Origin of the sequence: Geothrix sp. 21YS21S-2 (assembly GCF_030846775.1) — a bacterium.
Lineage (GTDB): Bacteria > Acidobacteriota > Holophagae > Holophagales > Holophagaceae > Mesoterricola.
Window position 1 is genome coordinate 93,123 of the sequence record NZ_CP132910.1, and the last position, 26,796, is coordinate 119,918.

The 26,796-nt window shown below is 68.8% G+C and carries 24 protein-coding genes, 1 tRNA gene and 1 pseudogene; 16 read left to right on the forward strand and 10 right to left on the reverse strand.

Going from position 1 to position 26,796, the window contains the following annotated elements:
* Nucleotides 1-245 precede the first annotated feature (245 nt).
* The gene (locus tag RAH40_RS00400; protein WP_306600060.1) at nt 246-2,045 is read left to right on the forward strand and encodes a kelch repeat-containing protein; all 1,800 of its coding nucleotides are present in this window, start codon (nt 246-248) and stop codon (nt 2,043-2,045) included.
* A gap of 257 nt (nt 2,046-2,302) precedes the next feature.
* Here the strand turns inward: RAH40_RS00400 and RAH40_RS00405 are convergent.
* Nucleotides 2,303-2,378 (reverse strand) — tRNA-Ala (locus RAH40_RS00405).
* Nucleotides 2,379-2,498: 120 nt separating this feature from the next.
* Between RAH40_RS00405 and RAH40_RS00410 the strand changes: the two genes are divergently transcribed.
* Complete coding sequence (locus tag RAH40_RS00410; RefSeq protein WP_306600061.1) at nt 2,499-2,984, forward strand: hypothetical protein; 486 nt, start codon at nt 2,499-2,501, stop codon at nt 2,982-2,984.
* A gap of 3 nt (nt 2,985-2,987) precedes the next feature.
* Here the strand turns inward: RAH40_RS00410 and RAH40_RS00415 are convergent, their stop codons facing one another.
* Together RAH40_RS00415 and RAH40_RS00420 are read right to left on the reverse strand one after the other, a co-directional pair.
* Complete coding sequence (locus RAH40_RS00415) at nt 2,988-4,019, reverse strand: 2-oxoacid:ferredoxin oxidoreductase subunit beta (protein ID WP_306600062.1); 1,032 nt, start codon at nt 4,017-4,019, stop codon at nt 2,988-2,990.
* 10 nt (nt 4,020-4,029) lie between these two features.
* Nucleotides 4,030-5,850 carry a 2-oxoacid:acceptor oxidoreductase subunit alpha gene (locus RAH40_RS00420; protein ID WP_306600063.1) on the reverse strand — a complete coding sequence of 607 codons (1,821 nt, stop codon included), beginning with the start codon at nt 5,848-5,850 and terminating at the stop codon, nt 4,030-4,032.
* Nucleotides 5,851-6,054: 204 nt separating this feature from the next.
* Between RAH40_RS00420 and lexA the strand changes: the two genes are divergently transcribed.
* The 3 genes and pseudogenes from lexA to RAH40_RS00435 all read left to right on the forward strand — a co-directional run bounded on the left by lexA (nt 6,055) and on the right by RAH40_RS00435 (nt 8,548).
* Nucleotides 6,055-6,705, forward strand: a complete 651-nt coding sequence (gene lexA / locus RAH40_RS00425; RefSeq protein WP_306600064.1) for a transcriptional repressor LexA — start codon at nt 6,055-6,057, stop codon at nt 6,703-6,705.
* 126 nt (nt 6,706-6,831) lie between these two features.
* Nucleotides 6,832-7,407, forward strand: a pseudogene (locus tag RAH40_RS22985) (ATP/GTP-binding protein); the annotation flags it as partial.
* A 550-nt stretch (nt 7,408-7,957) separates the two neighbouring features.
* Nucleotides 7,958-8,548: an outer-membrane lipoprotein carrier protein LolA gene (locus RAH40_RS00435; protein WP_306600066.1), complete on the forward strand. Its 591-nt coding sequence runs from the start codon at nt 7,958-7,960 to the stop codon at nt 8,546-8,548.
* On the opposite strand, the gene RAH40_RS00440 is transcribed toward RAH40_RS00435, so the two are convergent.
* Both RAH40_RS00440 and RAH40_RS00445 read right to left on the reverse strand, forming a co-directional pair.
* Complete coding sequence (locus tag RAH40_RS00440; RefSeq protein WP_306600067.1) at nt 8,545-8,940, reverse strand: cobalamin B12-binding domain-containing protein; 396 nt, start codon at nt 8,938-8,940, stop codon at nt 8,545-8,547. The genes RAH40_RS00435 and RAH40_RS00440 overlap by 4 nt on opposite strands.
* A gap of 77 nt (nt 8,941-9,017) precedes the next feature.
* The gene (locus RAH40_RS00445) at nt 9,018-9,587 is read right to left on the reverse strand and encodes a peptidylprolyl isomerase (RefSeq protein WP_306600068.1); all 570 of its coding nucleotides are present in this window, start codon (nt 9,585-9,587) and stop codon (nt 9,018-9,020) included.
* 51 nt (nt 9,588-9,638) lie between these two features.
* Here RAH40_RS00445 and RAH40_RS00450 point away from each other — a divergent pair, with 51 nt between their 5' ends.
* The 3 genes from RAH40_RS00450 to RAH40_RS00460 all read left to right on the forward strand — a co-directional run bounded on the left by RAH40_RS00450 (nt 9,639) and on the right by RAH40_RS00460 (nt 13,324).
* Nucleotides 9,639-11,051: an NAD(P)H-hydrate dehydratase gene (locus RAH40_RS00450; protein WP_306600069.1), complete on the forward strand. Its 1,413-nt coding sequence runs from the start codon at nt 9,639-9,641 to the stop codon at nt 11,049-11,051.
* Nucleotides 11,044-11,472, forward strand: coding sequence for a tRNA (adenosine(37)-N6)-threonylcarbamoyltransferase complex ATPase subunit type 1 TsaE (gene tsaE, locus RAH40_RS00455; protein WP_306600070.1), 429 nt, complete (start codon nt 11,044-11,046; stop codon nt 11,470-11,472). The genes RAH40_RS00450 and tsaE overlap by 8 nt, the downstream gene beginning before the upstream one ends.
* 130 nt (nt 11,473-11,602) lie before the next feature.
* Nucleotides 11,603-13,324 carry a DUF3943 domain-containing protein gene (locus RAH40_RS00460; RefSeq protein ID WP_306600071.1) on the forward strand — a complete coding sequence of 574 codons (1,722 nt, stop codon included), beginning with the start codon at nt 11,603-11,605 and terminating at the stop codon, nt 13,322-13,324.
* On the opposite strand, the gene RAH40_RS00465 is transcribed toward RAH40_RS00460, so the two are convergent.
* Nucleotides 13,325-14,083 (reverse strand): phosphatase PAP2 family protein, encoded by a 759-nt coding sequence (locus tag RAH40_RS00465; protein WP_306600072.1) that lies wholly within the window; start codon nt 14,081-14,083, stop codon nt 13,325-13,327.
* A 109-nt stretch (nt 14,084-14,192) separates the two neighbouring features.
* Complete coding sequence (locus RAH40_RS00470) at nt 14,193-14,525, reverse strand: hypothetical protein (protein WP_306600073.1); 333 nt, start codon at nt 14,523-14,525, stop codon at nt 14,193-14,195.
* A 291-nt stretch (nt 14,526-14,816) separates the two neighbouring features.
* On the opposite strand from RAH40_RS00470, the gene RAH40_RS00475 reads away from it, so the two are divergent.
* Nucleotides 14,817-15,068, forward strand: coding sequence for a hypothetical protein (locus RAH40_RS00475; protein ID WP_306600074.1), 252 nt, complete (start codon nt 14,817-14,819; stop codon nt 15,066-15,068).
* A 70-nt stretch (nt 15,069-15,138) separates the two neighbouring features.
* On the opposite strand, the gene RAH40_RS00480 is transcribed toward RAH40_RS00475, so the two are convergent.
* Together RAH40_RS00480 and pssA are read right to left on the reverse strand one after the other, a co-directional pair.
* Nucleotides 15,139-15,345: a Thivi_2564 family membrane protein gene (locus RAH40_RS00480; RefSeq protein WP_306600075.1), complete on the reverse strand. Its 207-nt coding sequence runs from the start codon at nt 15,343-15,345 to the stop codon at nt 15,139-15,141.
* A 165-nt stretch (nt 15,346-15,510) separates the two neighbouring features.
* Nucleotides 15,511-16,911, reverse strand: coding sequence for a CDP-diacylglycerol--serine O-phosphatidyltransferase (pssA, locus tag RAH40_RS00485; RefSeq protein WP_306600076.1), 1,401 nt, complete (start codon nt 16,909-16,911; stop codon nt 15,511-15,513).
* A gap of 215 nt (nt 16,912-17,126) precedes the next feature.
* Between pssA and RAH40_RS00490 the strand changes: the two genes are divergently transcribed.
* From RAH40_RS00490 to RAH40_RS00520, 7 genes are all read left to right on the forward strand, one after another.
* Nucleotides 17,127-17,567: an HNH endonuclease gene (locus RAH40_RS00490; protein ID WP_306600077.1), complete on the forward strand. Its 441-nt coding sequence runs from the start codon at nt 17,127-17,129 to the stop codon at nt 17,565-17,567.
* 10 nt (nt 17,568-17,577) lie between these two features.
* On the forward strand, nt 17,578-18,468 hold the full coding sequence (locus RAH40_RS00495; protein ID WP_306600079.1) for a polysaccharide deacetylase family protein: 891 nt from the start codon (nt 17,578-17,580) through the stop codon (nt 18,466-18,468).
* A 61-nt stretch (nt 18,469-18,529) separates the two neighbouring features.
* The gene (locus RAH40_RS00500; RefSeq protein ID WP_306600080.1) at nt 18,530-18,988 is read left to right on the forward strand and encodes a hypothetical protein; all 459 of its coding nucleotides are present in this window, start codon (nt 18,530-18,532) and stop codon (nt 18,986-18,988) included.
* A 52-nt stretch (nt 18,989-19,040) separates the two neighbouring features.
* A complete protein-coding gene (locus RAH40_RS00505; RefSeq protein WP_306600081.1) occupies nt 19,041-21,179 on the forward strand; it encodes an acetate--CoA ligase family protein in 2,139 nt (712 codons plus the stop codon).
* A gap of 125 nt (nt 21,180-21,304) precedes the next feature.
* Nucleotides 21,305-22,675, forward strand: a complete 1,371-nt coding sequence (locus RAH40_RS00510) for a tryptophanase (RefSeq protein ID WP_306600082.1) — start codon at nt 21,305-21,307, stop codon at nt 22,673-22,675.
* A gap of 194 nt (nt 22,676-22,869) precedes the next feature.
* Nucleotides 22,870-23,874: an ABC transporter substrate-binding protein gene (locus tag RAH40_RS00515; RefSeq protein ID WP_306600083.1), complete on the forward strand. Its 1,005-nt coding sequence runs from the start codon at nt 22,870-22,872 to the stop codon at nt 23,872-23,874.
* Between the two features lie 6 nt (nt 23,875-23,880).
* A complete protein-coding gene (locus RAH40_RS00520; RefSeq protein WP_306600084.1) occupies nt 23,881-26,181 on the forward strand; it encodes a PAS domain S-box protein in 2,301 nt (766 codons plus the stop codon).
* On the opposite strand, the gene RAH40_RS00525 is transcribed toward RAH40_RS00520, so the two are convergent.
* Complete coding sequence (locus tag RAH40_RS00525; RefSeq protein ID WP_306600085.1) at nt 26,147-26,788, reverse strand: SagB/ThcOx family dehydrogenase; 642 nt, start codon at nt 26,786-26,788, stop codon at nt 26,147-26,149. The two genes, RAH40_RS00520 and RAH40_RS00525, sit on opposite strands and share 35 nt — an antisense overlap.
* Nucleotides 26,789-26,796 lie beyond the last annotated feature (8 nt).

The window sequence follows — 26,796 nt, forward strand, 5'->3', positions numbered from 1 at the left end:
CGCCCTGACGATGGTGCGCCTCGCGGCCTGCTGCTTTGGAGGAGGAGGGCGCTGGGTTGAAACAGGGCAAGTGTCCATGCCGTCCCCGATAAAGCACCCAGGGCAGCGTGAGCAGGGAACTCCAAAAAATGTAAACCAGGGTGGTCTTGGGAGGCTTTGCCGAATTTTGCCATGCAGGTTTATAATTCATAATCCCAACGGACCCTGTTCGCCTCCCGGCCCGCTGATTGTTCTGGAGGTTGGCAATGAAGTCCACAAAACCCGCCGAGCTTCTGTCGGGCATCACTGGATTGTTGATTCTCTGGGCAACTGGATGCGGAGGAAGGACGCCGGCCCCGCCCCCGCCCATCATCCAGTCCTTCGCGGCCGCCAAGGCCGTCATCACGGCCGGGGCTTCGACCACATTGACCGCCCAGTTCTCGGGCGGAACCGGCCTGGTTGGCAACGGGATCGGAACCGTCCAAAGCGGAATGGAGTATTCCTCGGGTCCCCTTTCCAGCACGACCACCTTCATCCTGACGGTAACCAGTCAATCCGGCCAAGCCGTTTCCCGGGAGGCCAGGGTGGAAGTGGTCCCCGCTCCCGTGATCACTACGTTCAAGGTCAGCCAGCCAATCCTGTCCAACGGCAATGCCGCGATCTTGACCTATGCATTCAGCGGCGGGACTGGGAGCATCGACCAGGGTGTCGGCGAAGTGATCGATGGAGGTTCCTCTTCCATTTCTCCCGGCTCGGACACCGTCTACACCCTGAAGGTCACCAACCGTGCCGGGGACTCCGCCATCCTGACCGTGGCTGTCCAGGTCGTCGCCCCGCCCCGCATCACCGGGTTCCTGGCGACACCCGCCAAGGTTCTGGCGGGAGGGATGGTCACATTGCAAGCCACGTATGAAGGGGGCGAAGGCGCAGTGGATAAGGGCGTCGGACCCATTCCGAGCGGATTGCCCGGGCTTACGGTTGGGCCCGTCCATGCCACCACCCTCTTCACGCTCAGCGTGGTCAACCCCGCCGGGGACAGGGTTCAGGCCACGGCCACCGCAGGGGTCTCCCCCTTTGTGCCAACCGGGGCCATGGCGATCGACAGCCTTTTTGGCGTGCTCCTTCCCACCGGGAACGTATGGGTGGCGGGAAGGTCTTCCACCCAGACACAGACCTACGACCCTGCCACCGGCACCTTTCGCCAAGGTCCGGACCTGCCGGTTCCATGCGTGGCCGCCACTTGCCTGAAGGATGGCAGAGTGCTGGTGTTGGCTGAATCGACGTATTCAACGGACATGTTCCACTGGCCTCTTTCCGAGCGTGCCTATCTTTTCGACCCTGCCACCCAGGCCCTGACCCGCACCGGCGATTTGAACGACCCACGGAATGGCGCCCCCATGACCACCTTGTTGAAGGATGGGAGGGTCCTCATCACGGGCGGAATCTCAAGCCAGATAACCGGGTACACGCCTTGGACCGCTGAGCTCTACGATCCGGAGACAGGGACATTCAAATTGAGCAATATCGTTTACCGTGGCTATAGGGGTTTCTCTGCGACCCTTTTATCGGACGGCCGCTGCCTTCTCGCCGGGGGGGGCGCATGGGACGCAGAGAGAGCCTATCTTTATGATCCCGTCGCCGACACCCTGGTGAGTACGGGAAGCATGGCCGTGGGCCGGGCATACCATACTGCGACTCTTCTGCCCAACGGCAAGGTCCTGTTCGCCGGGGGTGCCATGGGAACGATAGCTCCTGAGGATTATTCCCTGTTTGAACTCTATGATCCGGAGACGGGAACCTTCAGCAGGGCCGGCTACCTGCCGGATCCGATCGGGGCAGGTTCCGGGGCGAACCTCCTTCCGGAGGGGACCGTGCTGATTACGGGCGGCCTCGGCACCCCTAACGGCTATCGATATGCCCCGGCTCTCTCAATCGTGGAGGCACTCGGTCCCTTGAATGCCGCCCGCACGTACCACCTCTCCATCCTCCTCAAGGATGGTCGGGTCCTGCTGGCAGGCGGATCTGGGGGCTTGCTCACGGCGGAACTTTTCCTTCCACAAATGTGAGGAGCAGGGAATATCCAAGGTCGGTTCTGGACCTGGATCTGGCCTGCCAAGGCCTTGTAGAGCGCCACCTGGTTGACCATCGCGGAGTAGCGGGAGGCCATGAGCTGGTACGCGGCCGCGCGGATGCGGGGCGGCGAAGGAGGACCTGGGAGGGCTGGCCGGCGGGGACGTCCTTGATCTCCCCCACGGCTTCCAGGCTGGAAGGCATGGCGTGGCAAGAAAAACCCTCTAAGCTATTAACTTAGAGGGTTTAGGTTTGGTGGAGCTGAACAGGATCGAACTGTCGACCTCCTCATTGCGAACGAGGCGCTCTCCCAGCTGAGCTACAGCCCCAGGAGGTTCCATTCTACCGGGGGCGGCCGGTTCGTCAATGGGGGCGCAGGCGGGGGCTTCGGCCTTGGCATGGGAAAGGTTGGGCTTGCCCTTGCCCGTCCGGGAATGGACACTTGGGTCATGAGAAAATCACCTGTCAAGTTCCTGATCTTTCTGCTGGTTGCCGGCGGATTTTTCCAGGCGCCGGCGGAAGGGCCTCCGACGTACCGGGAGATTCGGCTGACGCCGTGGTACCTGGAAATGCCGGCGCCTCGCGCCAAGCGGGTCGCGGGGGTGAAGGGGCTCCGGCAGCCGCGGCTGGCGGGATCCGCCCAGGTGGAAGTGTGGGGCGACACGCTGCAGGAGCGCCTGCGGCTGTTCCGGCTGGATCTGGCGCCTTCGCTGACCCAGGCCTTCGTGATGGGCTCCAACAGCACCACCAACTCCCAGCAGCTGGGAGAGTTCATGGGGATGACGGCCGCGGACGTGCGGCCGCCCTCCGTGCCGTCCGTCTACTACAACGGATTCCGGAAGGTGGACGATCCGGAGCTCGCCCGGGACGGGATCCACATCGGGGTCACGGGCAGGTCCACGCTCACGATCAGCGCGGCGCCCAAGCGCCGCTGAAGGCTACATCAGCTCCCGCATGCACTCGGCCAGCACCTCGGGGCCGGGCTTGACCCGGGCCTGGGGGATCGTGGCCAGGACGTCGTCCACGGTGTGGGTGAAGTCGTGGAGGATGGGCTTGCCGGTCTTGATGTGCAGGATGCCGGTGAGGAACTCGCCCCGGTCGTGGGCCTCGTGCACGGCCTTCATGGCCGCGAAGCGGTCGGTGGGGTCGAAGTCCTTGTCGATGGCCCGGAAGGTCAGGCGGGACCCGTCGGGAAGGCCCACCTCCATGGCCTCGCCGGCCTCGATCTCCACTTCCTCGGCGTCGTAGTAGGGCACGAAGCCCAGCTCCTGCAGGGGCATCTCCCGGTCCTTGGCGTTCTTGTAGGACTTGGTGGAGCTGTCGTGGTTGTTGAAGGTCACGCAGGGGCTGATGACGTCGATGAGGGCGGTGCCCTCGTAGGCGAGCGCGGCCTTGAGGATGGTGCCCAGCTGCTTGGGGTTCCCGCTGAAGCTGCGCGCGACGAAGCCGCAGCCCAGCTCCATGGCCAGGGTGCAGGGATCGATGGGCGTGATCTCGTTCACGTCGCCGTGCTTGAGGGTGGAGCCGACGTCGGCGGTGGCGCTGAACTGGCCCTTGGTGAGGCCGTAGACGCCGTTGTCCTCCAGGATGTACACGACCGGCACGTTGCGCCGGATCATGTGCACCAGCTGGCCCATGCCGATGGACATGGAATCGCCGTCGCCGCTGGCGAGGATGTTGATGAGGCTCCGGTTGGCCAGCGCGGCGCCGGTGCACACGGCCGCGGCGCGGCCGTGGACGGAGTTGAAGCCCCAGGCCTGGCTCATGAAGTAGGTGGGGGTCTTGCTGGAGCAGCCGATGCCGCTGAGCTTGGCGACGCGGTGGGGCTCGAGGTTCATCTCCCAGGCGGCCTGGATGATCTGGGCGGTGATGGCGTCGTGGCCGCAGCCGGGACACAGGGTGGACTTGGCGCCCACGTAGTCCTGCCGGGTGAGGCCGATCTTGTTGGTGGGGATGGTGGCGGTGGTCATGGTCGGGCCCTCAGTTCTCGGAGGCGTTGATCTGGTCGACGATGGTCTGGGCGGTGATGGCGGTCGAGTCGTAGTGCAGGACCTTCTTCATCCGCGTGGAGTGCTGGGGGAAGAACTCCCGCAGCAGGTTCGTCATCTGGCCGTCCCGGTTCTGCTCGACGACGTAGACCACGTCGTGGGAGGCGATGAAGGCCTCCACGGCGTCGGTGAAGGGCAGGGCCCTCACCCGCAGGTAGTCGGTGTCCTTGCCGTGGAGTTCCGTCAGCAGGTCCCGGGCCTCGGCCACGGCGGGATCGCTGGACCCGTAGGCCAGGATGCCGCGCTGCACGCCGGGACCGGTGAGCAGGGGCTCCGGCACGGAGGCGCGGGCGTTCATGAATTTCTTCTTGAGGCGGTCCACCGTCGCCAGGAACTCCTCGGGCTTCTCGGAGTAGAGGGCGTAGGGGTTGTGGCCGGTGCCGCGGGCGAAGTAGGCCCCCTTGCCGCCGGGGGTGCCGGGGAGGGTGCGCTGGCAGATGCCGTCGCCGTCCACATCCTTGTAGCGGCCCCAGTCCTGGATGACCTTGAGCTGATCCTCGTCCAGGACCTTGCCCCGGTCGAAGTCGCCCTCGGGGTAGGCGAAGGGCTGCGAGGCCCAGTTCTGCATGCCCAGGTCCAGGTCCGAGACCACGAAGACCGGCGTCTGGTAGCGCTCGGCCAGGTCGAAGGCCTGGTACGTGAACTGGAAGCACTCCTCCATGGTGCCGGGGTAGAGGCAGATGTGGAGGGTGTCGCCGTGGCTGCACTTGGCGCAGAGCTCCACGTCGCCCTGGCTGGTGCGGGTGGGCAGGCCCGTGGAGGGGCCCATGCGCGTGACGTCCAGGAAGACGCCGGGGCATTCCGCGAAGTAGCCCAGGCCGATGAACTCGCTCATGAGGGAGATGCCCGGACCCGAGGTGGCCGTCATGGCCCGCGCCCCGGCCCAGCCCGCGCCCACCACCACGCCGGCGGAGGCGATCTCGTCCTCCATCTGGACGATGGCGACGTTCAGCTTGCCGGTGGCGGGATCCTTGCGGTAGACCTTGGCGTAGTCGATGAGGTTCTCGATGGCCGAGGAGCTGGGGGTGATGGGATACCAGGCCACAACCGTGACGCCGGCGAACATGGCGCCCAGGGCGCAGGCGGTGTTGCCGTCGATGATGATCTGGCCCTTGGTCTTGTCGTCGCGAACGATCTTCAGGCGGGTCTGGCGGGGCGCCTCGGCGGCGGCCCAGTCATAGCCGGCCTGAACGGCTCCCTGGTTCAGGTCGATGGCCTTCTGCTTGCCGTCCAGCTGCTTGGCGATGGCGGCCTTCACCTCGTCCATGTCCAGCCCCAGCAGCTGCGCGGCCACGCCCACGTAGATCATGTTCTTCACCAGCTTGTGGAGCTTGGGCTCGGGACAGGCGGCGGCGACCAGCTTCTGGAAGGGGACGGCGCAGAAGCTGAGGTCGGACCTCAGGGCGTCCAGCTTGAGCGGATCGTCGTAGATGAGCAGCGTGCCCGGCCGCACCTTGGCCACGTCCTCCTTGGCCGTCTCGGGGTTCATGCAGATCATCAGGTCGATGCCGGCCTTGCGGGCCTTGTAGCCCTTGTGGTTGGCCCGGATCTGGAACCAGGTGGGCAGGCCGGCGATGTTCGAGGGGAACAGGTTCTTGCCGGAAACCGGGACGCCCATCTGGAAGATCGTGCGCATGAGCACGATGTTCGCGGTCTGGGAGCCGGAACCATTGACGGTGGCCACCTCGATCGAAAAATCGTTGACCAGGGTTCCCCCGTCGACGGCTTCCAGAGTGGCGGATTGCGTGAGCATGGTTCGACCTCCCCAAGGGATTCGGTATTGTGACGCTCGAACAATGGCGCGCGCCTGGGTATTTACAGGGTGGCGCCTCGGTAAATACTACCAGATTGGTCGGATTAGATTGAGGGGGGCATGGAAATTTTTTTGAACATCGAGGCGAAAAAAAAGGGATTGACGGGGGTCGGGGTTTCGTCTATCTTATGGGTTATGAAGCCAATGGACCTTACAAAACGCCAACTTGCGGTGCTCCAGTTCATTCGGAAGTTTCTCGAAACCGAAGAGCGGAGCCCCACCCTCAAGGAAATCGCCGAGGGTGTCGGTTCCAGCGCTGTAAGCACCATTCATAAACATGTCCAGCACCTGATGGATAAGGGATTCCTGGACCGCAGCCATGGGAAGGGCAACAACATCGTCCTCGCCCAGGAACCGGCCGCGGCGCCCCGGGAGCTCTCCTCCAGCGAGTGGGGCCATGACGACGGGAAGCGCGCCAGGTCCGTCCCGTTCTGCGGCGACGTGGCCGCCGGCCAGCCTCTCCTGCCCGAATCCCGGGCCATCCCCCTCGAGGTGCCCAACTGCATCCACCGGGAACGGCAGGAGCTTTTCGTCCTGCGGGTGCGCGGGGATTCCATGGTGGAGGACTCCATCCTGGACGGGGATCTGGTGGTGCTCCAGCGCCGCGGCGACTACCGGAACGGGGACCGCGTGGTGGCCCTCATCGACGGCGAGGAGGCCACCCTGAAGGAGTTCCGGAAGGACCCCCAGGGCGTCTGGCTCATTCCCCACAACCCCGATCTCTCGCCCAAATGTTTCGCGCCCGAGCGCATCGCCATCCAGGGTGTCCTGGTCGGAGTCATGCGCAGCTGCTGAAGCGTCGCACGGCCCAACGCCCGCCTTCCGGCCAGCCGGGGGCGGGCGTTCCCAGCTATTTTCCTAAATGATTGAAGGCGGGGAAGGGTTCTCGTTACACTCACCTTGAGCCCGGAGTCCCAGAAAATGGTGTTTTTCAACCACGCCACGCGTCAGATGACGACGAAGATTGTGTATTACGGCCCTGGCCTGTGCGGGAAAACAACCAATCTCAACACGATCTACGGCCGCACGTCGCAGAAGGCCCGCGGGGAGATGGTGTCCCTGAACACCGAGACGGACCGGACCCTGTTCTTCGACCTGCTGCCCATGGACGTGGGCATGGTGGGCGGGTTCAAGAGCAAGCTGCAGCTCTACACGGTGCCCGGGCAGGTCTTCTACAACTCCACCCGCAAGCTGGTGCTCAAGGGGGTGGACGGCATCGTGTTCGTGGCGGACAGCCAGACCGCCATGCTCGACGCCAACCGGGAGAGCTTCCAGAACCTGCGGGACAACCTCCGCGAGCTGGGGCTGGACCTCAAGGACATCCCCCTGATCTTCCAGTGGAACAAGCGCGACCTGAAGAACATCATCCCCGTGGACGTCCTGGAGCGCGAACTCAACCCGGACGGCAAGACCAGCTTCCAGTCCATCGCCTCCGACGGCACGGGCGTCTTCGAGACCCTGCGGGGCATCACGAAGCTCGCCCTGGCCAACATCAAGGCCCTCCACCTGGTGGAGGCCGCGGGGGTCAAGCTCCCTCCGGAGCCCGCACCCACGGCGCTGCACACCTCCGAGTTCTCCATGCCGGACGAATACCGGGAGTCCGGCGCCCCCCCGGAGGCGCTGAGCACCCTGGACCTGGCCCAGGCCCGGGACCTCCTGGGCGAGGCCGAGACCTCCGGCGGCGCCGCCCCGGTGCGCACCGTGCCCGTCCAGGTGATGGCGCCCCTCCACGTGAAGCTCTCCCCCGCCCTGGGCAAGGGCGCTCCGGCGGCCCCGCGGGTGCACCTGAAGCCGCCGTCAGCCCCGGTCCCGCACAAGGCCTCGGCCCCCGTGGCCCCCGTGGCCGTGGCCATGCCCCGGGTGCCCCAGGCCCGTCCCCATGCGGACCTGCATCTCACCCTCTCCCCCTTCGCCATGGACGGCGACGTGGAAGTGGTGGTGACGGTGCGCCAGAACGGCACCGAGGTGGGCTCCGCGGTCCTTCATCGCTCCGCCCCCGCGTGGGGCGCCTCCGGAGTGGTCTCCGTGGAAATCAAGAGGTCCTGACATGCGGCAAGTGCTGGCCCTCGCGACCGCCCTCCTCGGGGCCCAGGCCCTGCCGGCGGCGGAACCCCCCGCCTGGTGGAAGGCCTTCACCGGCGCCCCCCGCGTGGAGGCGGGCTTCGTCCAGGAGTCCGACAGCGCCGTCTTCGGCAAGCTCAAGCGCACCGGCATCCTCCGCCTGGCCAAGGGCGGTCGCCTTCGGGTGGAGTACCGCAAGGGCCTCCTGCTCGTGGCCGACGGCCGCAAGCTCATCCAGTACGACGCCGAGGCCCGCACCGCCCAGAAGGTGGACCTGCGCAGCGCGGCCAAGGACGCGCCCCTCCTGTACGTCCTGCTGGACCCCGCCGCCCTGGACCAGGTCTTCACGGTCAAGGCCGGATCCGTGCCGGACGCCTTCACCCTGGAGCCCCGCAAGCCCGGGCTGCCCAAGGTGCGGCTGGAAGGGAAGGGGGGCATGCCCCTGCGCATCAGCTGGGTGGATCCCACCGGGGCGAACCAGGTGCTGGAGTTCCTGTCGCCCCACGTGCCCGCGCCCTTCGACGCGGCGACCTTCACCTTCAAGCCCCCCGCGGGGACCCGGTGGATCAACAACTAGGCAAGGGCCTTGTTGATGAAGGCCACCACGTCGTCGGTGTTCGTCCCGGGCTGGAAGATGGCCTGGATGCCCAGGTCCTTCAGCGCGGGGATGTCCTCGTCGGGGATGATTCCGCCCGCGAACACCAGCACGTCGTCGATGCCCTTCTCCTTCATGAGGCGCATGACCTCGGGGAAGATCTGGTTGTGCGCGCCGCTGAGGATGCTCATCCCCAGGACCTGCGCGTCCTCCTGCTCCACGGCGGCCACGATCTGGGCGGGCGTCTGCCGCAGGCCCGTGTAGATCACCTCCATGCCCGCGTCCCGAAGGGCCCGGGCGACGACCTTGGCGCCGCGGTCGTGCCCGTCGAGGCCGGGTTTGGCGATGATCACACGAATGGGGGAAGAGGCCATTTCAACTCCAGCGTATGCCTGGATTATAGTTTACCCCCGGGTCCGCGGGGGGCCGGCGGCGGGACACTTGTGACGGATTACTGCACTTCCTTGACCGCCGTGATGGTCACGGGGTTCACGGGGACGTCCGTCATGGTCTTCTGGGTGCTGGTCTTGGCGGCGGCGATCTTGTCCACCACGTTCATGCCCTTGATGACCCTGCCGAACACGCAGTAGCCGAAGTCGGCGAGGTTGCGGGCCTTGAAGTCCAGGGCCTTGTTGTCCTTCACGTTGATGTAGAACTGGGCCTTGGCGCTGTCGGGCAGGCTCTCCCGGGCCATGGCGATGGTGCCGCGCACGTTGCTGAGCCCCTTGGCCTTGGCCAGGTCGGCCTCGCACTTGATGGAGGCGTCGGTGGGCTTCTTGGCCAGGTCGGGGGTGTGGCCGCCGCCCTGGATGATGGCGGGGGCGGACTTCTTCACCCGGTGGAAGATGGTGCCGGGGTAGAAGCCCTTCTTCACGTAGTTCATGAAATTGGCCACGGTCACGGGCGTCGCGTCGGGCTCGAGCTCCACGGTGAAGGCGCCGGCGGTGGTGGTGATCTCCACCTTGGGCTTGGCCGCGAGGAGGGGCAGGGCCAGGAAGAGGACGGTCAGGACTTTTCGCACGCTGGTCTCCATGGGATTGTGGATCTATCCTAGCTCATCCTGGAGACCCGCATGATCCCGCTTCTGACCGCCCAGGAAATGAGGGACCTGGAACACAGGTCCATCCAGGGCTGGGGCGTGCCCTCCCTCGTGCTCCAGGAGCACGCGGCCCTGGGCGCGCTGGCGCTGCTGCCCGCCGGCGGTCCCCTCCACGTGCTGGCCGGTCCCGGCAACAACGGCGGCGACGCCCTGGCCCTGGCGCGCCTGGCGCGGCTCCGCGGCCGGGAGGTGGAGGTCTGGACGCTGGACCCCGCACCCGCCTGGAAGGGCGACGCGGCCCTCCAGGCCCGCCTGTGGACCGGCCTGGGCGGAACCTTCCGCCACGCCGCCGACCCGCGGGAGGCCGCCGCCGGCTTCCGGGGCTGGGTGGTGGACGGACTCTTCGGCCTGGGCACGCGCCTGCCGCTGGAGGGTCCCGCCCGCGCCTGGGTGGAGGCCCTGGAAGGGGCCCGGGTGTTGGCCCTGGACCTGCCTTCGGGCCTCGACCCGGGCTCGGCAGAACCCGCCGGCCCCGCCATCCGGGCCACCCGCACCGCGGCCTTCGGCCACCTGAAGATCTGCCACGGCCTTCGCCCGGCCCGGGACTTCTGCGGGGAGATCACCCTCGTCCCCATCCCCCTGCACGGCGCCCCCGAGGCCGGGATGCGTCTCCTGGAGCGCCCCCGGCCCCGTCCCTCGCGCTGGGACGGCCACAAGCGGGACTTCGGCCATGTTGCCATCCGCGCCGGCACCCCGGGGATGTCGGGGGCCGCCGTCCTGGCGGCCCTGGGCGCCCTGCGCATGGGGGCGGGCCTGGTGACGGTGCTCACCGACGCCGCCGTGCGCGCCGAGGTGGCCTGCCAGGTGCCGGAGGCCATGGTGCGCGCATGGGACGGCGCCCTGCCCGAAGGCGTCGACGCGCTGCTCGCGGGTCCCGGGGGCGTGGCGGACGTGCCCGCCTGGGACGGCCCCCTGGTGGTGGACGCCTCGGCCCTCAAGGCCGGGGAGGGCCCGCGCTGGATGGACCGGGAATCCACCGTCATCACGCCCCACCCCGGCGAATTCGAGCGGCTCTTCGGGCCCGGCGGCGGCCGGACGGTCCGGGCCCGGGAGGTGGCCCTGGGGCCGGGAGTCCTCGTCCTCAAGGGCGCCCAGACCCTCGTGGCCGGGGGCGGCCTGGCCGAGGTCTGGGTGAACCCCACGGGCCATCCCGGCCTCGCCACGGGCGGCTCCGGGGACTTCCTGGCCGGCATGGTGGCGGCGTCGGCGGCGGCCTGGCGCCGGAACCCCGCCGGGCGCACCCTGCGCCAGGCCGCGGCGGACGCGGTTTGGCTCCACGGCGCCGCCGCGGACCGGCTGGGGCCGGGGCCCATCCTCATCCGCGACCTGGGCCCGTCCCTGGCCGCGCTGCTGCGGGACATCCATTCGGAGGACGACCATGCCTGAGACACGCCTCCTGCGGGAGGAAGGGGCCACGGAGGCCCTGGGGGCCGAGCTGGCCCGGCTGACGCCCCCGGGCGGCACGTGGCTCCTGCGGGGCCCCCTGGGCGCCGGCAAGACCACCTGGACCCGCGGCTTCGTGGCCGGCCTGGGGGGCGACCCCGACCAGGTGGCCTCCCCCACCTACGCCGTGCTCCACCGCTACGCCTGCCCCGGCGCGCAGATCCATCACCTGGACCTGTACCGCCTTGGGGAGGCCGGCGCCTGGACCCTGGGCCTGGAGGAGACCGTGACGCCGGCCGACTACCTGGTGGTGGAATGGGCGGGCGGCCCCGGCCCCTGGCCCACCGACTGGGTGGCCGACCTGGAGCTGGACGGAGAAGGGGACGAGCGTACCGCCACCTGGAGCCTCCCTCTCTCGAAATGAAGGCGGCGCCCCGTCAATGTGATTGATCATCGATCGTGGAAGCCCGCCACAGCGCGGTTTCCCGCTGGCATGGAACCTGCTCTCCCCCTGGGTCGGCATGAGCCGGGCCCGAGGGCGGGAAGGTCGAGGCATGCCAACCAGACGGATCGAACGCAGGTTCCTCATCCCGGTGCTCCACGCCGCGGTGGCGCTCTCGGCCTGGAGCGCCGCCCGGGCCGGGGACATCACGGGCTGCGTGAAGGACCGGTCCAGCCAGGCCCCGGTGGCGGGCGCCCTGGTCACGGTCATGCCCGCGGGCACCAGCGCGGTGGGGGGCACCGCCACCACGGATGCGGAGGGCCGCTACACCGTGCGCCTCCCGGGACCGGGCTCGTTCACCGTCGTGGTCTCGAAGGAGGGCTACGCCGACCTGAAGGCCGGCGACGTCATCGAGCTGACCGAGGCTGCGCCGGACCACCGGCAGGACATCTCCATCACCCGGCAGGGCGCCTTCAAGGAACAGGGCCGTACCGTCCCCGGGGCCATGTCCTGGGAGACCGGCGCCCGGAAGAGCTACCTCGTACCGGCCCTGGAAATCCCGTCCTTCCTCCTTGCGCTCAACGGCTTCGACCGTCTCGCCCACCCCAACGACCGCGAGGACGGCAAGCGGGTCTACAGCTCCACCTTCACCTCCATGCGGGACCACGCCTTCCACGGACCCTGGGTGGTGGACACCGACGCCTTCGCCATGAACCAGTTCATGCATCCCTACACGGGCACCGTCTACCACACCTTCGCCCGGTCCTCGGGCCTCACCTACTGGGAGGCGCTCCTCTACGACCAGGCCGGGAGCTTCCTGTGGGAGACCGGAGGGGAGACCACCAAGCCGTCCTACAACGACCAGATCGCCACGGGCATCGGCGGGAGCTTCTTCGGGGAGGTGCTCTTCCGGCTCTCCAACCTCATGCTGGAGAGCAAGGGCAGGGACCCCGGGTTCTGGAACCGGACCGCCGCCGCGCTGCTGGCCCCGGCCGCGGCCATCAACCGCTTCGCCTTCGGCACCCGGTTCAAGCCGGTGTTCCCCAGCAACAACCCCGCCCTCCGGTGGCGGTTGCAGCTGGGCGGCAGCCTCCACTCGAACCTGGTCAGCCAGGGCGTGGCCACCACCACCCGCCGCAACGAGGCCACCCTGGACTTCTCCCTGGACTACGGACTGCCCGGCAAGGGGACGTACACCTACGACCGGCCCTTCGACTACTTCCAGTTCGAGTTCCGCACCCTCGGCAAGATGAGCAATCCCGTCGACAGCATCATGATCCGGGGCCTGCTCTACGGCGCCGGCTACGAGCTGGGGGACGACCTGCAGGGCATCTGGGGACTCTACGGGGGCTACGACTACATCGCGCCCACCATCTTCCGGGTGGCGAGCACCTCGGTCTCGGTGGGCACCACCCTCCAGTGGCAACCGGCCCCGGCGATCTCCTTCCAGGGCTCCCTCCTCGGCGGCTTCGGCTACGCCGCGGCCGGCAACGTCGCCCAGGTGGGGGACCGGGACTACCACTTCGGAATCGCGCCCCAGGGCCTGGCCGCCTTCCGGTTCATCCTTGGCGACGTGGTGATGTTCGATCTGACGGGGCGGCGCTACTACATCACCGGCACCGGGGGCAACGATCCCGGCGGCCGGGAGGCCATCGAGCGCCTCAACCTCGGCCTCACCTTCCGGATCTACCACCGCCATGCCCTGGGCATCCAGTACATCGCCTCCAGGCGGGACGCCCACTACCCGGACCGCGCCGACAGCCGGCAGACGGTGGGGACCGTGGCCCTGGTATACAGCCTTCTGGGCTTCGCGGGGTTCGGCGCGACCCGGTGATCAGAACCGGGCCGCAAGGGTCATCCCGTAGCCCCCCTGGAGGAGTGCGGGCGCCAGGGACACCGTGATTCCGGGATGCCGCAGCCCCTGGTTGTGGGCGACGACCACCTTGCCCACGAAGGCGCCGGCCAGGGCGCCCGCCGTGACATCCGAAAGGAAATGGCTGCGCTGCTCCATGCGGGCCACGCCCACCAGGCCGGCCAGGCCGTAGGCGGTCCAGGAGACCCAGGGCCGGTCCGCATGCCCGGCGATGACGGAGGCCAGCGCGAAGGATACGGTCGTGTGCCCGGAAGGGAAGGAGGCTCCCCCGGAGAAGGGATGGAGGTCATGGGTTCCCCGGTTGGCGCTGGGCCTGGAGCGGCCCGCCAGGAGCTTGAGCGGGACCACGAAGGCCAGTTCCGAGATCGCGACGGCCAGCATGGCGTCGGTGCCCGTGGCCCGCACTTCGGGAGCATGGAAGGCGGTGCCGGCGAGGTAGACGCCGATGGCCATCAGGGCGCCCGGAGCGCTGCCGAGGGGCTCCACGGCCTTGGCGGCGCGGTCCCAGTCGTGGAGACTGCCGGAGCGGGCCATGGACCGGTCCAGGGGATGGTCCAGGAGGAGGGCCGTGCCGAGGATGGCGGCGGCGCCAGCCCCCGCCAGCAGCCAGTCCTGGCGGTCCCACCTGGAGCCCAGGACCCGCCGGGTGTCCGACAGGAGCAGCCTGGGAAGGTTCGAGGGCCGGTCGATGGGGCCCGTTGCCCCGGGAGGGGATGGCAACGGGGGACTCCTGTCCGCGGAGGGGGCCTGTGCGGACAGGAGTCCGGCCGAAAGGATCAGGGGGTACAGGACCCGCATGGGGATTGCCTGCCTTCCATGGGGGGATGGATCACTTGGACCAGCGTCCTGCTTCGTAGCGGTAGCCGTCCTTCTCATGGTGGTACCTGGGCTTGATCCACCTGGAGCCCCTGCGGGCGGGCTCCTCCCATCGGCCGCCGGCCCAGGCCCACTGGTCGTTCTGGCGTTCCCAGTAGCCGTTGATCCACATGTGGTTCCGGCCGGGGCGGACGGGGCGGGTTTCCCGCCTGGCCCGGGGCGGCGCGTCGGGGGACATGCGCACGCCCTCGTCGCCCTGGGGCTGCGGCACCAGGGTGTATCCGGGCGCGCAGGCGAAAATCGCCAGCGCCGCGGGAAGGGCGAGTCGCAGAAGGGTCTTCTTCATGGTGGCTCCTTTGCCAAGACCCTGGAGGAGCACGTGCCGTGCCATCGGTCCAACCTGTCCTTATCCAATAATTTATGCCGACCCGAAGACCCCGTTTCCCGGGCGGGTCGATCAATGTGAAAGGGGCGGGGCTCCGAATTGAAGGACACGACCTCCCGCCGGCAGGGCATTCTGCATTAAAAAATGCAAATAAAGAACTTATTCATGTGGCCCGAAAGGTGCGATCCCTGCCTGGCCCAGGAAGAAAGGGGCCGTCCCGATCACCCGGCGATCCATCCAGGAAAGGTCCCCATGCGCACCCATCACCTGCTTCTCCTCCTGTGCCTTCCCATGACGGCCTCGGACCCGGCCGTCGCCGTCGCCCCGGGGAGCCTCCACGCCATCCCGCCCAACCCGAAGACGGGGGCCCATGGGTTCCCCGAGGCGCCCCAGGCCCCTCTCCGGCTTCCCAGGTACCTGTCCGTCGTGGATCCCCTCGCCGAGGAACCGGAACCGGTCCTCCTCTCCCGGAAGACCAAGCCTAAGCCGGAACCCGGTCCCTGACCGCCCTCGATTCCTTCCGGGACAGAACCGGCGCCGGCCATGCCGGCGCCGGTGAAGCGAAGCTGAAATGCTAGCGGTAACGCCCGGAATGTCCCACCCGCACATCCCCGATGTTGGAGATGATCCCGAAGACCGACAGCAGCCAGATCACGACCGCGATGATGACCACGATGTTGATGATCCGTTTGATGGTCGACTGCATGGGGATGTAGGTGTTGATGAGCCAGAGCAGGACTCCGACCACGCACAGGATGATGACGAGGTTGATGAGCGGCATGGTGTCTCCTTGGGGGGTCGTTGGTTCGCCCACCGGGACGTGGAACGATGGGAACCCTCCAGGGAGCAGGAATGATGCCAGGGTCTATTTTGATTGATCCCAACCCTTAGTCGCTTCCGAATCCGGGCCGGGGCGAGCATTCCATCAGATTGGGGGCGCCCGGGGTCAGAGGAGCCGGTTCGCGAACCGGTCGAGCTGGATCCGGTTCAGGCGCTTCAGGGCCTTGCGCACGGGCTGCGGATAGCTGGCCAGGGTTTCCAGGTCCTGGCTGGAGCGGAGCCGGGTGGTGTGCGCCAGGATGGTCTCCCGTTCCAGGGCGTGCATCTGCGCGAGCAGGCCCTCGGGGTCCCGGATCACCAGGCCGTTTTCCAGGTCGAGGTTCCAGGCCCTGGGATTCAGGTTGTTGCCGGTGAGGACGGCGATGCGGCCGTCGATGGCGAGGCCCTTGGCGTGGAAGGTATGCCCGTCGTGCCGCCAGAGGTGGATGATCAGGCGCCCGCTCTCCAGGGCCTCCCGGTGCTTCTGGGTGAAGCGCCGGAGGTTGGCCTCGTAGAGGTAGGGCACCAGGCCGATGAACCGGAAGGGCTCCCCGGGCGGGATGTAGAAGTCGTTGGCGGTCTTGTCCCCCACCACGATGGTGACCTCCCGGCCCTGGTCCAGCAGGCGGGAGACGGCGTGGGCCAGGGGCCGGGGCAGGTTGAAGTAGGGCGTGTAGAGGGTCAGGCTGCGCTCGGTGGCCTGGACCAGGGCCATCAGCGTGTCGTTGAGGGGGTTCCGCGAGCGGCTGAAGCCCGAGAGGGGCGTGACGCCGACCTCCCCGGGGCCGGGCCGGGCCGCGGCAAATTCGTAGCGGGCGCCCCGCAGGTGCCGGCGGAAGGCCTGGATGGCGCCCCGCAGGCTCCGGGTGGCGGGCGGGTGCGGCTGGGTGAGGGAGGTCACGGCGGGGCTGGCCACCACCCGGCGCAGGTAGTTCACCATGCAGTCCGCCAGGGCCGGACTCTCCATCACGTGGTAGCGGTCGAGCCGGTAGCGTCCCGACGTGTTCAGGTAGACCTCGTTGAGGCTGGCCCCGCTGTAGATCACCGTGTCGTCGAGGATGAAGCCCTTGAGGTGCAGGACGCCGAAGACCTCGCGCGTCTGGACGGGCACCCCCAGGACCGCCACGCCGGAGCCCTCCCGGGCCGCATACGCCTCGTACATGGCGGCGTTGCCCCGGCTCCGGGCCTTGCCGATGAGGCCCCGCTGGGCGCGATGCCAGTCCACCAGGACCCGGATCTCCAGGCCCGGGTGGGCGCGGGCCGCGGCATGGAGGGCATCCATGATCTCCCGCCCCGCGGCGTCGTCCTGGAGGTACAGGGCCGTGATGTAGATGCGCCGCCGGGCCGCGGCGATGCCCTCCAGGAGCGCGGTCCGCAGCGCCGCGGGCTCCAGGAGGCACCGCACCCGGGCGGCGGGGACCGGGATGGCCGGAAGGCCGCGGGGGTCCGCGGTGGGCGGCCTTCCCACCCGGATCAGGCGGAGGGTTCGGGAGAGACGGGTCCGGTAGATGAAATTGAAGATCCCCATTCCCGAAGCATACCGCCCCCGCAGGAAGACTGCCGTATCCCGGCCGTGCCCTTTTGGATAGACTAGGTCAGGCACATACCATCCCGGGCAACCGGGGTAATCGGATTACTAGTTCAGGAGCCGGCCAGGAATAAAACGATAGGAAACGGGGGCAAGCGTTGCAGCCTAAAGCGCTTACAAACACCATTATCGCCGTGGACAGGAACTACGTGCCCATGATGGAGGTTGCCCGCAGGAAGGCGATCCGGGCCGTGGCCGCCGGCCGCGCCCAGGTGCTCAACCCCGCCAACCTGGACCGCTCCGTGGACCCGTTCGGGGCCATCTTCCTGATCATCTTCCCCCACGCCCAGGCCTGTTCCGAGAGCAAGCTCCTCATGGGCCGCCTGGACCGCAGGGTGATGCGGCGGGACCACTACACCTGCCAGTACGAGGGCTGCCACAACCGCGCCGACACCATCGACCACATCGTCCCCCTGTGCCAAGGTGGCCGTTCCACCTGGCAGAACCTCGTGGCCTGCTGCCTCCCCTGCAACCAGTACAAGGGCGGCAGGACCCCGGACCAGGCCGGCATGCGCCTGAAGAAGGTGCCCGAGGGCCCCCGGGCCCACCTGTTCCGGCGCTTCGAAGAGATCCTCAAAGAGGGTTCGGCGGCGTAGAATCGATCCCATGAAGACGATTTCGCTGCGCGTGGACGTGGACACCCTCGAGGGCTCCCTGAAGGGCATTCCCGCCCTGCTGCGGATGCTGGACAAGCAGAAGATGCAGGCCAGCTTCTACTTCAGCTTCGGGCCGGACAACTCCGGCAAGGCCCTGCGCCGCATCTTCCGCAAGGGCTTCCTGGAGAAGATGCGCCGCACCGGCGGGGCGAAGCTCTACGGCTTCAAGACCATGATGTACGGGGTCCTGCTGCCGGCCCCCATCATCTGGAAGCGCGCCGCCGCCGAGATCCGCAGCGCCCGCGAGGCCGGGCACGAGGTGGCCATCCACGGCTGGGACCACGTGCAGTACCACGACCTCCTGGACCGCAAGTCCCGGCCGTGGCTGGAAGCCTGGTTCCGGGACGCCCACGCCGCCTTCCGGGAGGTCTTCGGCGAGGCCGCCCGGGGCGCGGTGAGCCCCGCCTGGCGCTGCAACGACGCCACCCTGGAGATCCAGGAGCAGTACGGGCTGGACTACGCCGGGGACTGCCGGGGCCTGTCGCCCTTCTACCCCGTGGTGAAGGGCCGCACCCTGGCCACCCTCCAGGTGCCCACCACGCTGCCCACCCTGGACGAGTACCTGGGCCTGGACGGCATGACCGCGGCCGACGTGAACGAGAAGGTCTGGTCCCTGCTGCGGGAGGACGCGCTCAACGTCTACGCCCTCCACACCGAGGTGGAAGGGGGCGCCCTGGCCGGCACCTTCGAGGCCTTCCTCCAGGGCCTGCGGGACCGGGAGGTGCGGGTGCGCACGCACGCGGACTGGGTGCCGGAGCTGAAGGCCGCGAATCCTCCCGCGCGGGAGCTCTCCCGCATCGAGATTCCGGGCCGGGCCGGGTGGGTCAGCTTCGGGGGCTAGTCAACCTTCAGTGCCGGCGGGGGTCTACCCTTCAACGATCCTTCCCGGAACGAGGTGTCCCATGACCCGCCTCCCCCTGCACGCCTTCCTGGCCCTGGGAATCGCCCTTTCCCACCCCGCCGCCCTGGCCGGGGCGCCGCCTCCCACCCTGCAGGCCCATTGCCGGACCCTGCCTGCGGCCGGGCTCATGACCAGGGCCATCGAGGTCCTCCTCGACCACCAGTACGTCATCCGGTCCGCCGAGAGTTCCCTGGGCATCATCAGCTTCACCCGGGTCTTTCAAGGCCGGACCTCCGATTCGAAGCACATCGTCAAGGTGGGCGGATCCATGCTGGTGACGCCCCAGCCCGACGGCACCGCCGTGGTCCGGATGCTGATCCACCAGGAATGGATGGATACGACGACGGGTTCCATCACGGGCGCGGGGGTTGAGACGGACACCGACGCGAGCTACTACAAGGACCTCCTCGACGACCTGGAGCAGAGGACAGCCGGGGCGAAGCCGCAGGCCCGTTCGTGACCCCCTGCACTTGCCGGGCCAGGGATAATCCCGTTTGCTGCCCGGAGTCTTCATGAGCACCTTCATCCACGAGCTGGAAGCCTACGACCTGCTGGAATTGGCAGGCCTGCCGGGGCTGCGGCGGGGTCTGGTCCGGACCCGCGCGGACGTGGACCGCCTGCCCTTCAAGGCCGGCGAGAAGGTCGTGCTCAAGGGCGTCGCCCAGGACGTGTGGCACAAGTCGGATATCGGCCTGGTGCGGTTCGAGGCCTTCGACGCGGAGACGGCGTGGGCCCACGCCCAGGCCATGGAGAAGACCGCCGGGGGGTCCTGGGTGGGCATGCTGGTGGTGGAGATGGTTGACTTCCGCAAGGTGCCGGGCCTGCCCACGGAGGCCCTGGTGGCCCTGCGCCGCACCCCCGAGGCCGGGTGGACCGTGGTGCTGGGCATCGGCGGGCTCCACACCAACGCCTGGGGCGAGGAGATCCGCCCCTGCCTGTGGCCGCTGGCCCTGGTCACCCCCGAGCAGGCCCTGGCCGACTTCAAGGCCCACTACCTGGGCCGGGTCTGGCTGGGCACCCTGCGCCAGGGCAAGGCGCTCACCACCGAGGGCGCCGTGCTCGCCTACCTGCGCGGCCTGTGGACGCTGGCGGACCTCCTGGACAGCCGCGGGGCCGAACTCCTCGAGATGAACCCCGTGGTCCTGGATCCCGAGGGCCGGCCCGTGGCCCTGGACGGCGTGGGGAGCCTCGGCGAGGCCGCTCCGGCCGCCCCGAAGGGCCTGCCTCCCGCCCAGCTCCTGGACCTGCTGGTCAAGCCCCGCACCGTCGCCCTGGCCGGCATCTCCGCCCGGCCCGGCACTCCGGGCCGCATGATCCTCGACAACCTCCTCACCTCCACCCTGGACCGCGCCGCCATCCTCCCCATCAAGCCCGGCACCGCCGAGATCGACGGCCTTCCCTGCCTTGGGGGCATCGAGGACCTGGCCGCGCGGCCCGTGGACATGCTCATCCTCTGCCTCCCCGCGGCCCAGACGGTGGCCGCCATCCAGCAGCTCTGCGAGCAGGGCGGGGGCGCCCAGGTGGTGTACCTGGTCCCCGGCGGCGTGGGCGACGGCGCCGACACCGAAGGCCGCGGCGCCTTCCTCACGGACCTCCTGGCCCGGCGCCGGGCCCGGGGCCTGTGGACGCCGGCCCTGGTGGGACCCAACGGCCTGGGCTTCCTCAGCAGCGACGGCAGGGTGAACACCCTGTTCATCCCCCAGGAGAAGCTGCCCGTGGAGGCCAGGGGCGGTTCCCTCTCCCTGGTGAGCCAGAGCGGGGCCTTCCTCATCTCGCGCCTGTCCTCGGCGCCGGGGCTGCCGCTGCGCTACGCGGTGTCCATCGGCAACCAGATCGACGTGCGCCTCTCGGACTTCATCGCGGCCCTGGGCGGGGACGAACAGACCCGGGTCATCGCCACCTACGTGGAGGGCTTCCAGCCCGGCGATCTCCTGGCCACGGCCCTGGCGGCGCGCGAGGTGATCGCCAAGGGCAAGTGGGTGGTGCTCTACAAGGGCGGGCGCAGCAGCGAGGGCCAGAAGGCCGCCAGCAGCCACACCGGGGCCCTTGCCGGGGACTGGGCCCTGCAGAAGGCCCTCCTCAAGCGCGCGGGGATCATCGTGTGCGAGAGCATGGGCGTCTTCGACGCCGCGCTGGCGTGGGTGTCGGCCTTCCCCGCGGGCAAGCCCGCGCGGGTGGCGGTGATCAGCAACGCCGGCTACGAGAGCGTGGCGAGCGCGGACCTGCTGGAGGGGGCCGTCACGGGCCACGTCCTGGCGGAGAACGAGGTGGTGTCCCTGAAGGCCCTGCTGGAGGCCCACAAGCTCTCGGAGCTGGTGAACCCCAGGCTCCCCCTGGACGTCACGCCCATGGCCGACGAGGCGGCGTACCTTGCCGCGGCGCGCCTGGTGGCGGCCACCGCCGCCGACACCCTGGTGATCGGCCTGGTGCCCTTCACGCGGCGCCTGGACACCACGGATCCCGCCGGCATGGATGCCTTCGCCGGGGCGCTGGCCACCCTGGCGCGGGAATCGGGCAAGCGCGTGGGCGTGGCGGTGGAGGGCGGGGCCCTCTACGAACCGTACCGCGAAGCGCTCATGAAGGCCGGCCTGCCGGTCTTCCTGACCATGGAAAAGGCTCTCCAGGGCCTCCGGACCCTCGCGGAGGCTTGAATGATTCCTGGGTGCCGGAGCAAGCAGCGGAGGGCGGAGCACGAAGCGCGCTCCGCGTGCGAGGATAGGGCGCTCTGAGCAGCCGCGTCCCCCCTTCCTCCACGAACCCACCCTCCGAGGTACCCATGCCCAAGACCATGATCGAACCCTTCCGCATCAAGAGCGTCGAACCCATCCGCATGACCACCCGCGCCGAGCGCGACGTGCTCCTGGCCGACGCGAAACTCAACGTCTTCAAGCTCCGCGCCCAGGACGTCATCCTCGACTTCCTCACCGACTCCGGCACCGGCGCCATGAGCGCCAGGCAGTGGGGCGCCATCATGGAGGGCGACGAGAGCTATGCCGGCGCGCGCAGCTTCTTCCGCCTCCAGGCCGTGCTGCAGAAGCTCACCGGCTACCCCCACATCATCCCCACGCACCAGGGCCGCGCCGCCGAGCGCATCTTCTTCGGCGTGGCCACGAAGAACGGCGACATCGTCCCCAACAACACGCACTTCGACACCACCCGCGCCAACCTGGAGTTCGGCGGCGTCGAGGCCGCGGACCTGGTGATCCCCGAAGGCACCCAGCCCCGCACCATCCACCCCTTCAAGGGCAACATCGACCTGGGCAAGGTGGAGGACCTGCTGAAGACCAAGGGGGACCGCGTTCCCTTCGGCATGCTCACGATCACCAACAACTCCGGCGGCGGCCAGCCCGTGTCCATGGCCAACATCCGCGCCTACAGCGAGCTCCTCAAGCGCTACGGCAAGCCCCTCATCCTGGACGTGTGCCGCTTCGCCGAGAACGCCATGTTCATCAAGCTCCGCGAGGAGGGCATGCAGGACCGCACCATCGAGAGCATCGCCCAGGAGATGTTCCGGTACGCCGACGGCTGCACCATGAGCGCCAAGAAGGACGGCATGGTCAACATCGGGGGCTTCATCGCCCTCAAGGACGAACGCTGGGTGGAGGCCGCGCGCAACAACCTCATCCTCACCGAGGGCTTCCCCACCTACGGGGGCCTGGCCGGGCGCGACCTGGAGGCCCTGGCCGTGGGCCTGGAGGAGGTCCTTCAGGAGGACTACCTGCGCTACCGCCTGCGCACCGCCGAGTACATGGGCGAGAAGCTCCTGGCCGGGGGCGTGGCCATCGTGGAGCCCACCGGCGGCCACGCCGTCTACATCGACGCCAAGGCGTTCCTGCCCCACCTGGGACCCCAGGACTATCCGGCCTGGTCCCTGGCCAACGCCCTCTACCTGGAGGGCGGCATCCGGGGCGTGGAGATCGGCTCGGTGATGTTCGGGCGCCGCGACGACGACGGGGTGGAGCACTACGGCCCCATGGAGCTGGTGCGCCTGGCCTTCCCGCGCCGGGTCTACACCCAGAGCCACTTCGACTTCGCCGCCGAGGTGATCTGCGAACTCAAGGCCAAGGCCCACGAGGTGCGCGGCGTGCGCATCGCCAAGCAGACCAAGTACCTGCGGCACTTCACGGCCGAGATGACCTGGGCCTGATCCACCCGGCGGGGGATGATTCCGGGGGCACCCGCGGGTTCTTGAACGCATCCGCGGGGTCCCGGGCGATCCCCGGCTTTCCCATGACCCGCGGGAAGGCTGGGCGGTTCCCTGTTTGGAAAACTCAACTTTCCCCTTTCTGGACCAAAAAGATAGTTCATAATCCAGGCTGCTCAACACTTTACAGGCAGCCCATGGCCCTCCGGACCGTCCTTTCCCACGCCCTCCTGCTGATCTGCGGCCTTCTCGCGTGCGCGGCCCCGGGGTGCCGGCGGTCCGCGGCCGCGGGTCCGGGGGACCGCATCACCCTCGCCTACACGATCCAGCCCCAGAGCACCCTGGTCAACGTGGCCGCGGCCAAGGGATACTTCGCCGCCGAGGGCCTCGAGGTCAGCCCGGTCATCCACAGCTACGGCAAGGCCTGCCTCCAGGACGTGGTGGAGGGGAAGGCGGATTTCGCCACCGTCGCCGAGACGCCCTTCATGTTCAGCGTGCTCAAGGGCGAGAGGATCACCATCATCGCCAACATCGAGGCCAGCGACATGAACGTCGCCGTGGTGGCCCGGCGGGACGCGGGCATCTCCGAACCGGCGCACCTGCGGGGCAAGCGCATCGCCTTCACGCCGGGGACCACGTCCGAGGTCTTCATGGACGCCATCCTCCTTGCCGTCGGGCTCCCGAGGACGGGCATCCACGGGGTGCCCATGGGGTCCGACGAGATGGAGCGGGCGCTGATGGAGGGGCGGGTGGACGCGGCCTGCACCTGGAACTACCCCCTGGCCATCATCAAGCGGCGCCTGGGCGCCAACGGGATCCTGATCTACGACCGGGAGGTCTTCACCGAGACCTTCAACATCGCCGCCCAGCAGGCCTTCGTGCGCCGGAACCCCGCGGCGGCGGAGCGCCTGCTCCGCGCCCTGATCCGGGCGGAAGGCTTCGTCAAGGAACATCCCGGGGAGGCCCAGGCCATCGTGGCCAAGGCCACGGGCACGGCCCCGGAGCTGGTGCGGGAGGTGTGGAACAGCTTCCGCTACCGGGTCCTCCTGGACCAGACCCTCCTGATCACCCTGGAGGACGAGACGCGGTGGGCCATGAACAACAACCTCGCGGAGCGGAAGGCGATGCCGGACTACCGGGACTACATCCACCTCGACAGCCTCCGGGCGGTGCGGCCCGAGGCCGTGCGGTTCACGCGGTAGCCCGGCATGCGCATCGCGTCCCGCCTGAGGCTCATCTCCGCCGCGACGCTGGCGGCCCTCCTCCTCATGGTGCCGGTGGTGGCGGGGTCCCTGCTGGCCTTCCGGCGCGCCAAGAGCGAATACCTCCTGGCCAACGCCGTCAAGGTCAATTTCCTGGAGCGCAACTCGGCCCGGGACCAGTACTTCCTGCACCGGGAGGAGCGCGCGAAGCGGCAGTGGTTCCTTCACCTGGACGAGGGCGACGCGCTGCTGCTCAAGGCCGGCGCCCTCTTCCGCGAGGAGGGGGATGCGGGCACGATCGAGGAGCTGCGCTTGCTCCTGAAGGAGAACGCCTCCATCTTCCAGCGCATCGTGGCCAACACCGGCGCCCTGCAGAGGGCCGGCGGGAACCGGGAGATCCTGGAGGAGCTCGACAAAAGGCTCTACAGCCAGATGCTCCTCAAGGCCGCCACCTACAACGGTCTCGCCGCGAACCTTGAAAGGGGCACCGGGGCCCGGGTGGAGGAAGCCTACCGGCGGCTCGCCATCATCATCGGCCTGTTCGCGTCCACCCTGGCCGTCGTCACCAGCCTCGCGGCCACGCATCTCGCCCGGCTCATCCGGAGGCGCCTCGAGCCGCTTCACGCGGGGGTGAGGAGGGTTGCCGACGGCGACCTGGACTTCCGCTTCGGCGCCGGCCCCATGGACGAATTCGGGGAATTGGCCGGATCCATCGACGCCATGACCGACAAGCTCCAGGCGTCCACCCGCGAGCTGGAGCGGGAGACCGCCCGGCGCATCAAGGCCGTGGCCGCCCGGGAGGGCGAGGCGCGCTTCCGCGCCTGGTTCGACCTCCCGCTCATCGGGATCTGCATCACCTCGCCGGAAAAGGGGTGGCTGGAGGTCAACGACCACCTCTGCGACATGCTGGGCTACGGCCGGGAGGAGCTCAAGGGCAGGAGCTGGGCGGATCTCACCCATCCCGGGGACCTCGCCGCGGACCAGGTCCGCTTCGAGCAGGTCATGCGGGGCGAACTGGAAGGCTACGCCCTCGAGAAGCGGTTCCTGAAGAAGGACGGAGGGATCCTGGAGGCGGAACTGGCGGTGCGCTGCGTGAGGACGCCCGGGGGCGGGGTGGACTACTTCGTGGCTCTGATCCTGGATATCACCGAGCGCCGCCAGGCCGAGGCCCAGCGCCAGGTCCTGTCGGCCCAGCTCCAGCAGACCCAAAAGATGGAAAGCCTGGGCAGCCTCGCGGGAGGCGTTGCCCACGACATGAACAACGTCCTGGGGGCGATCCTGGGCCTGGCCACGGCCCACCTGGAGGTCCAGCCCCCGGAGAGCCCGGCCCACCAGGCCTTCGACACCATCACCAGGGCCGCGGTGCGGGGCCGGGAGCTGGTGAAGAGCCTCCTGGCCTTCGCCCGGCGCAGCCTCGCGGAGGACACGGAACTGGACGTGAACGCGGTCCTCATGGACAACGTGCGGATCCTGGAGCGCACCACCCTCTCCCGGGTGCAGCTGGAACTGGCCCTGGCGCCCGCCCTGAGGCCCATGCGCGGGGATCCCGGCGCCCTGGCCCACGCGTTCATGAACCTCTGCGTCAACGCCGTGGACGCCATGCCCCAAGGCGGCACCCTGGCCCTGCGCACCCGCAACGTGGGCGACGCCTGGATCGAGGTCCAGGTGGAGGACACCGGCGCCGGCATGGCCCCCGAGGTCCTGGAGAAGGCCCTGGATCCGTTCTTCACCACCAAGGGCGTGGGCAAGGGCACCGGGCTGGGCCTGTCCCTGGTCTACAGCACCGTGAAGGCCCACCGGGGCGTCCTGGAGCTGAAGAGCTGGCCGGGGCAGGGCACCCTCGTGGCGATGAGATTCCCGGCCTGCGAGGCCGCGCCCGCGCCCTCCGCCGCCTCCGGCGCGTCCGCGGCGCGCCCCGGCCAGGGGACCCTCCAGGTGCTCCTGGTGGACGACGACGAGCTGATCCAGACGTCCACCGGGATCCTGCTGGGCATCCTGGGCCACGGCATCGCCGCCGCGCGCAGCGGCGAGGAGGCCCTGGCCCTGCTTGAATCAAGCAGCCCCGACGTGGTGATCCTGGACATGAACATGCCCGGGCTGGGCGGGGCCGGAACCCTCCCGCTCCTGCGGGCCCTCAGGCCGGACGTGCCCGTGCTCCTGGCCACGGGCCGGGTGGACCAGACCGCCCTGGATCTGGTCGAGGCCTGGCCCCGGGTCACCCTGATGTCCAAGCCCTTCAGCATGGAGGAACTGCAGGAGCGCCTGGGCGCGCTCAGCGCTTCGGATGTCCCACAGGCAGGAGCATGAGGGTCTGGATCCCCGCGGGCAGCTTGAGCTCGGCCCCCACGGCCGCCAGATCGACGCCCGCGGCGGTGCCGGCGCCCAGCCCCAGGGCCGTGGCCTGGAGGAGGAGGGCCTGGGCGGCGGAGCCGGCCTCGTAGTAGGTGAAGGCGAGGGCGGGGCCCGTGCCGGACTTCTCGAGGCGGGTGGGATCGCCCGCCACCACGAAGACCGCGGGGGCGTCCTTGATCCAGGGCTGCATGCCCTTGATCCGGCCCAGGACCTCCGGGGCGGCGTCGCCCAGCCGGGCCAGCCTGTGGCCCCCGGGGAGGTAGTGGTAGAAGCCCGCCTTGATCCCCGGCCCATCGGCGGTGAGGATATAGAGCTCAAGGGGATACTTCGCCTTGGCGGAGGGTACGGTGCGCCTGCCGGGACGGTTCTCGCCCTGGGCGGCCCACAGGAGCTGGCCGGCCTCGGCCAGGGCGGGCGCGGGTCCGACCAGGAGGCGCACCGTGGCGCGGCCCTTGAGGGCGGAGGCGAGGGAGGGGCCTTCGGCCGGGACGGCCGGGAGGCTCAGGGGTTCCTGGGCGCCCGCGAGGAGGGCGGCGCAGAGGGCGAGGGACAGGCGGATCATGGCGGACT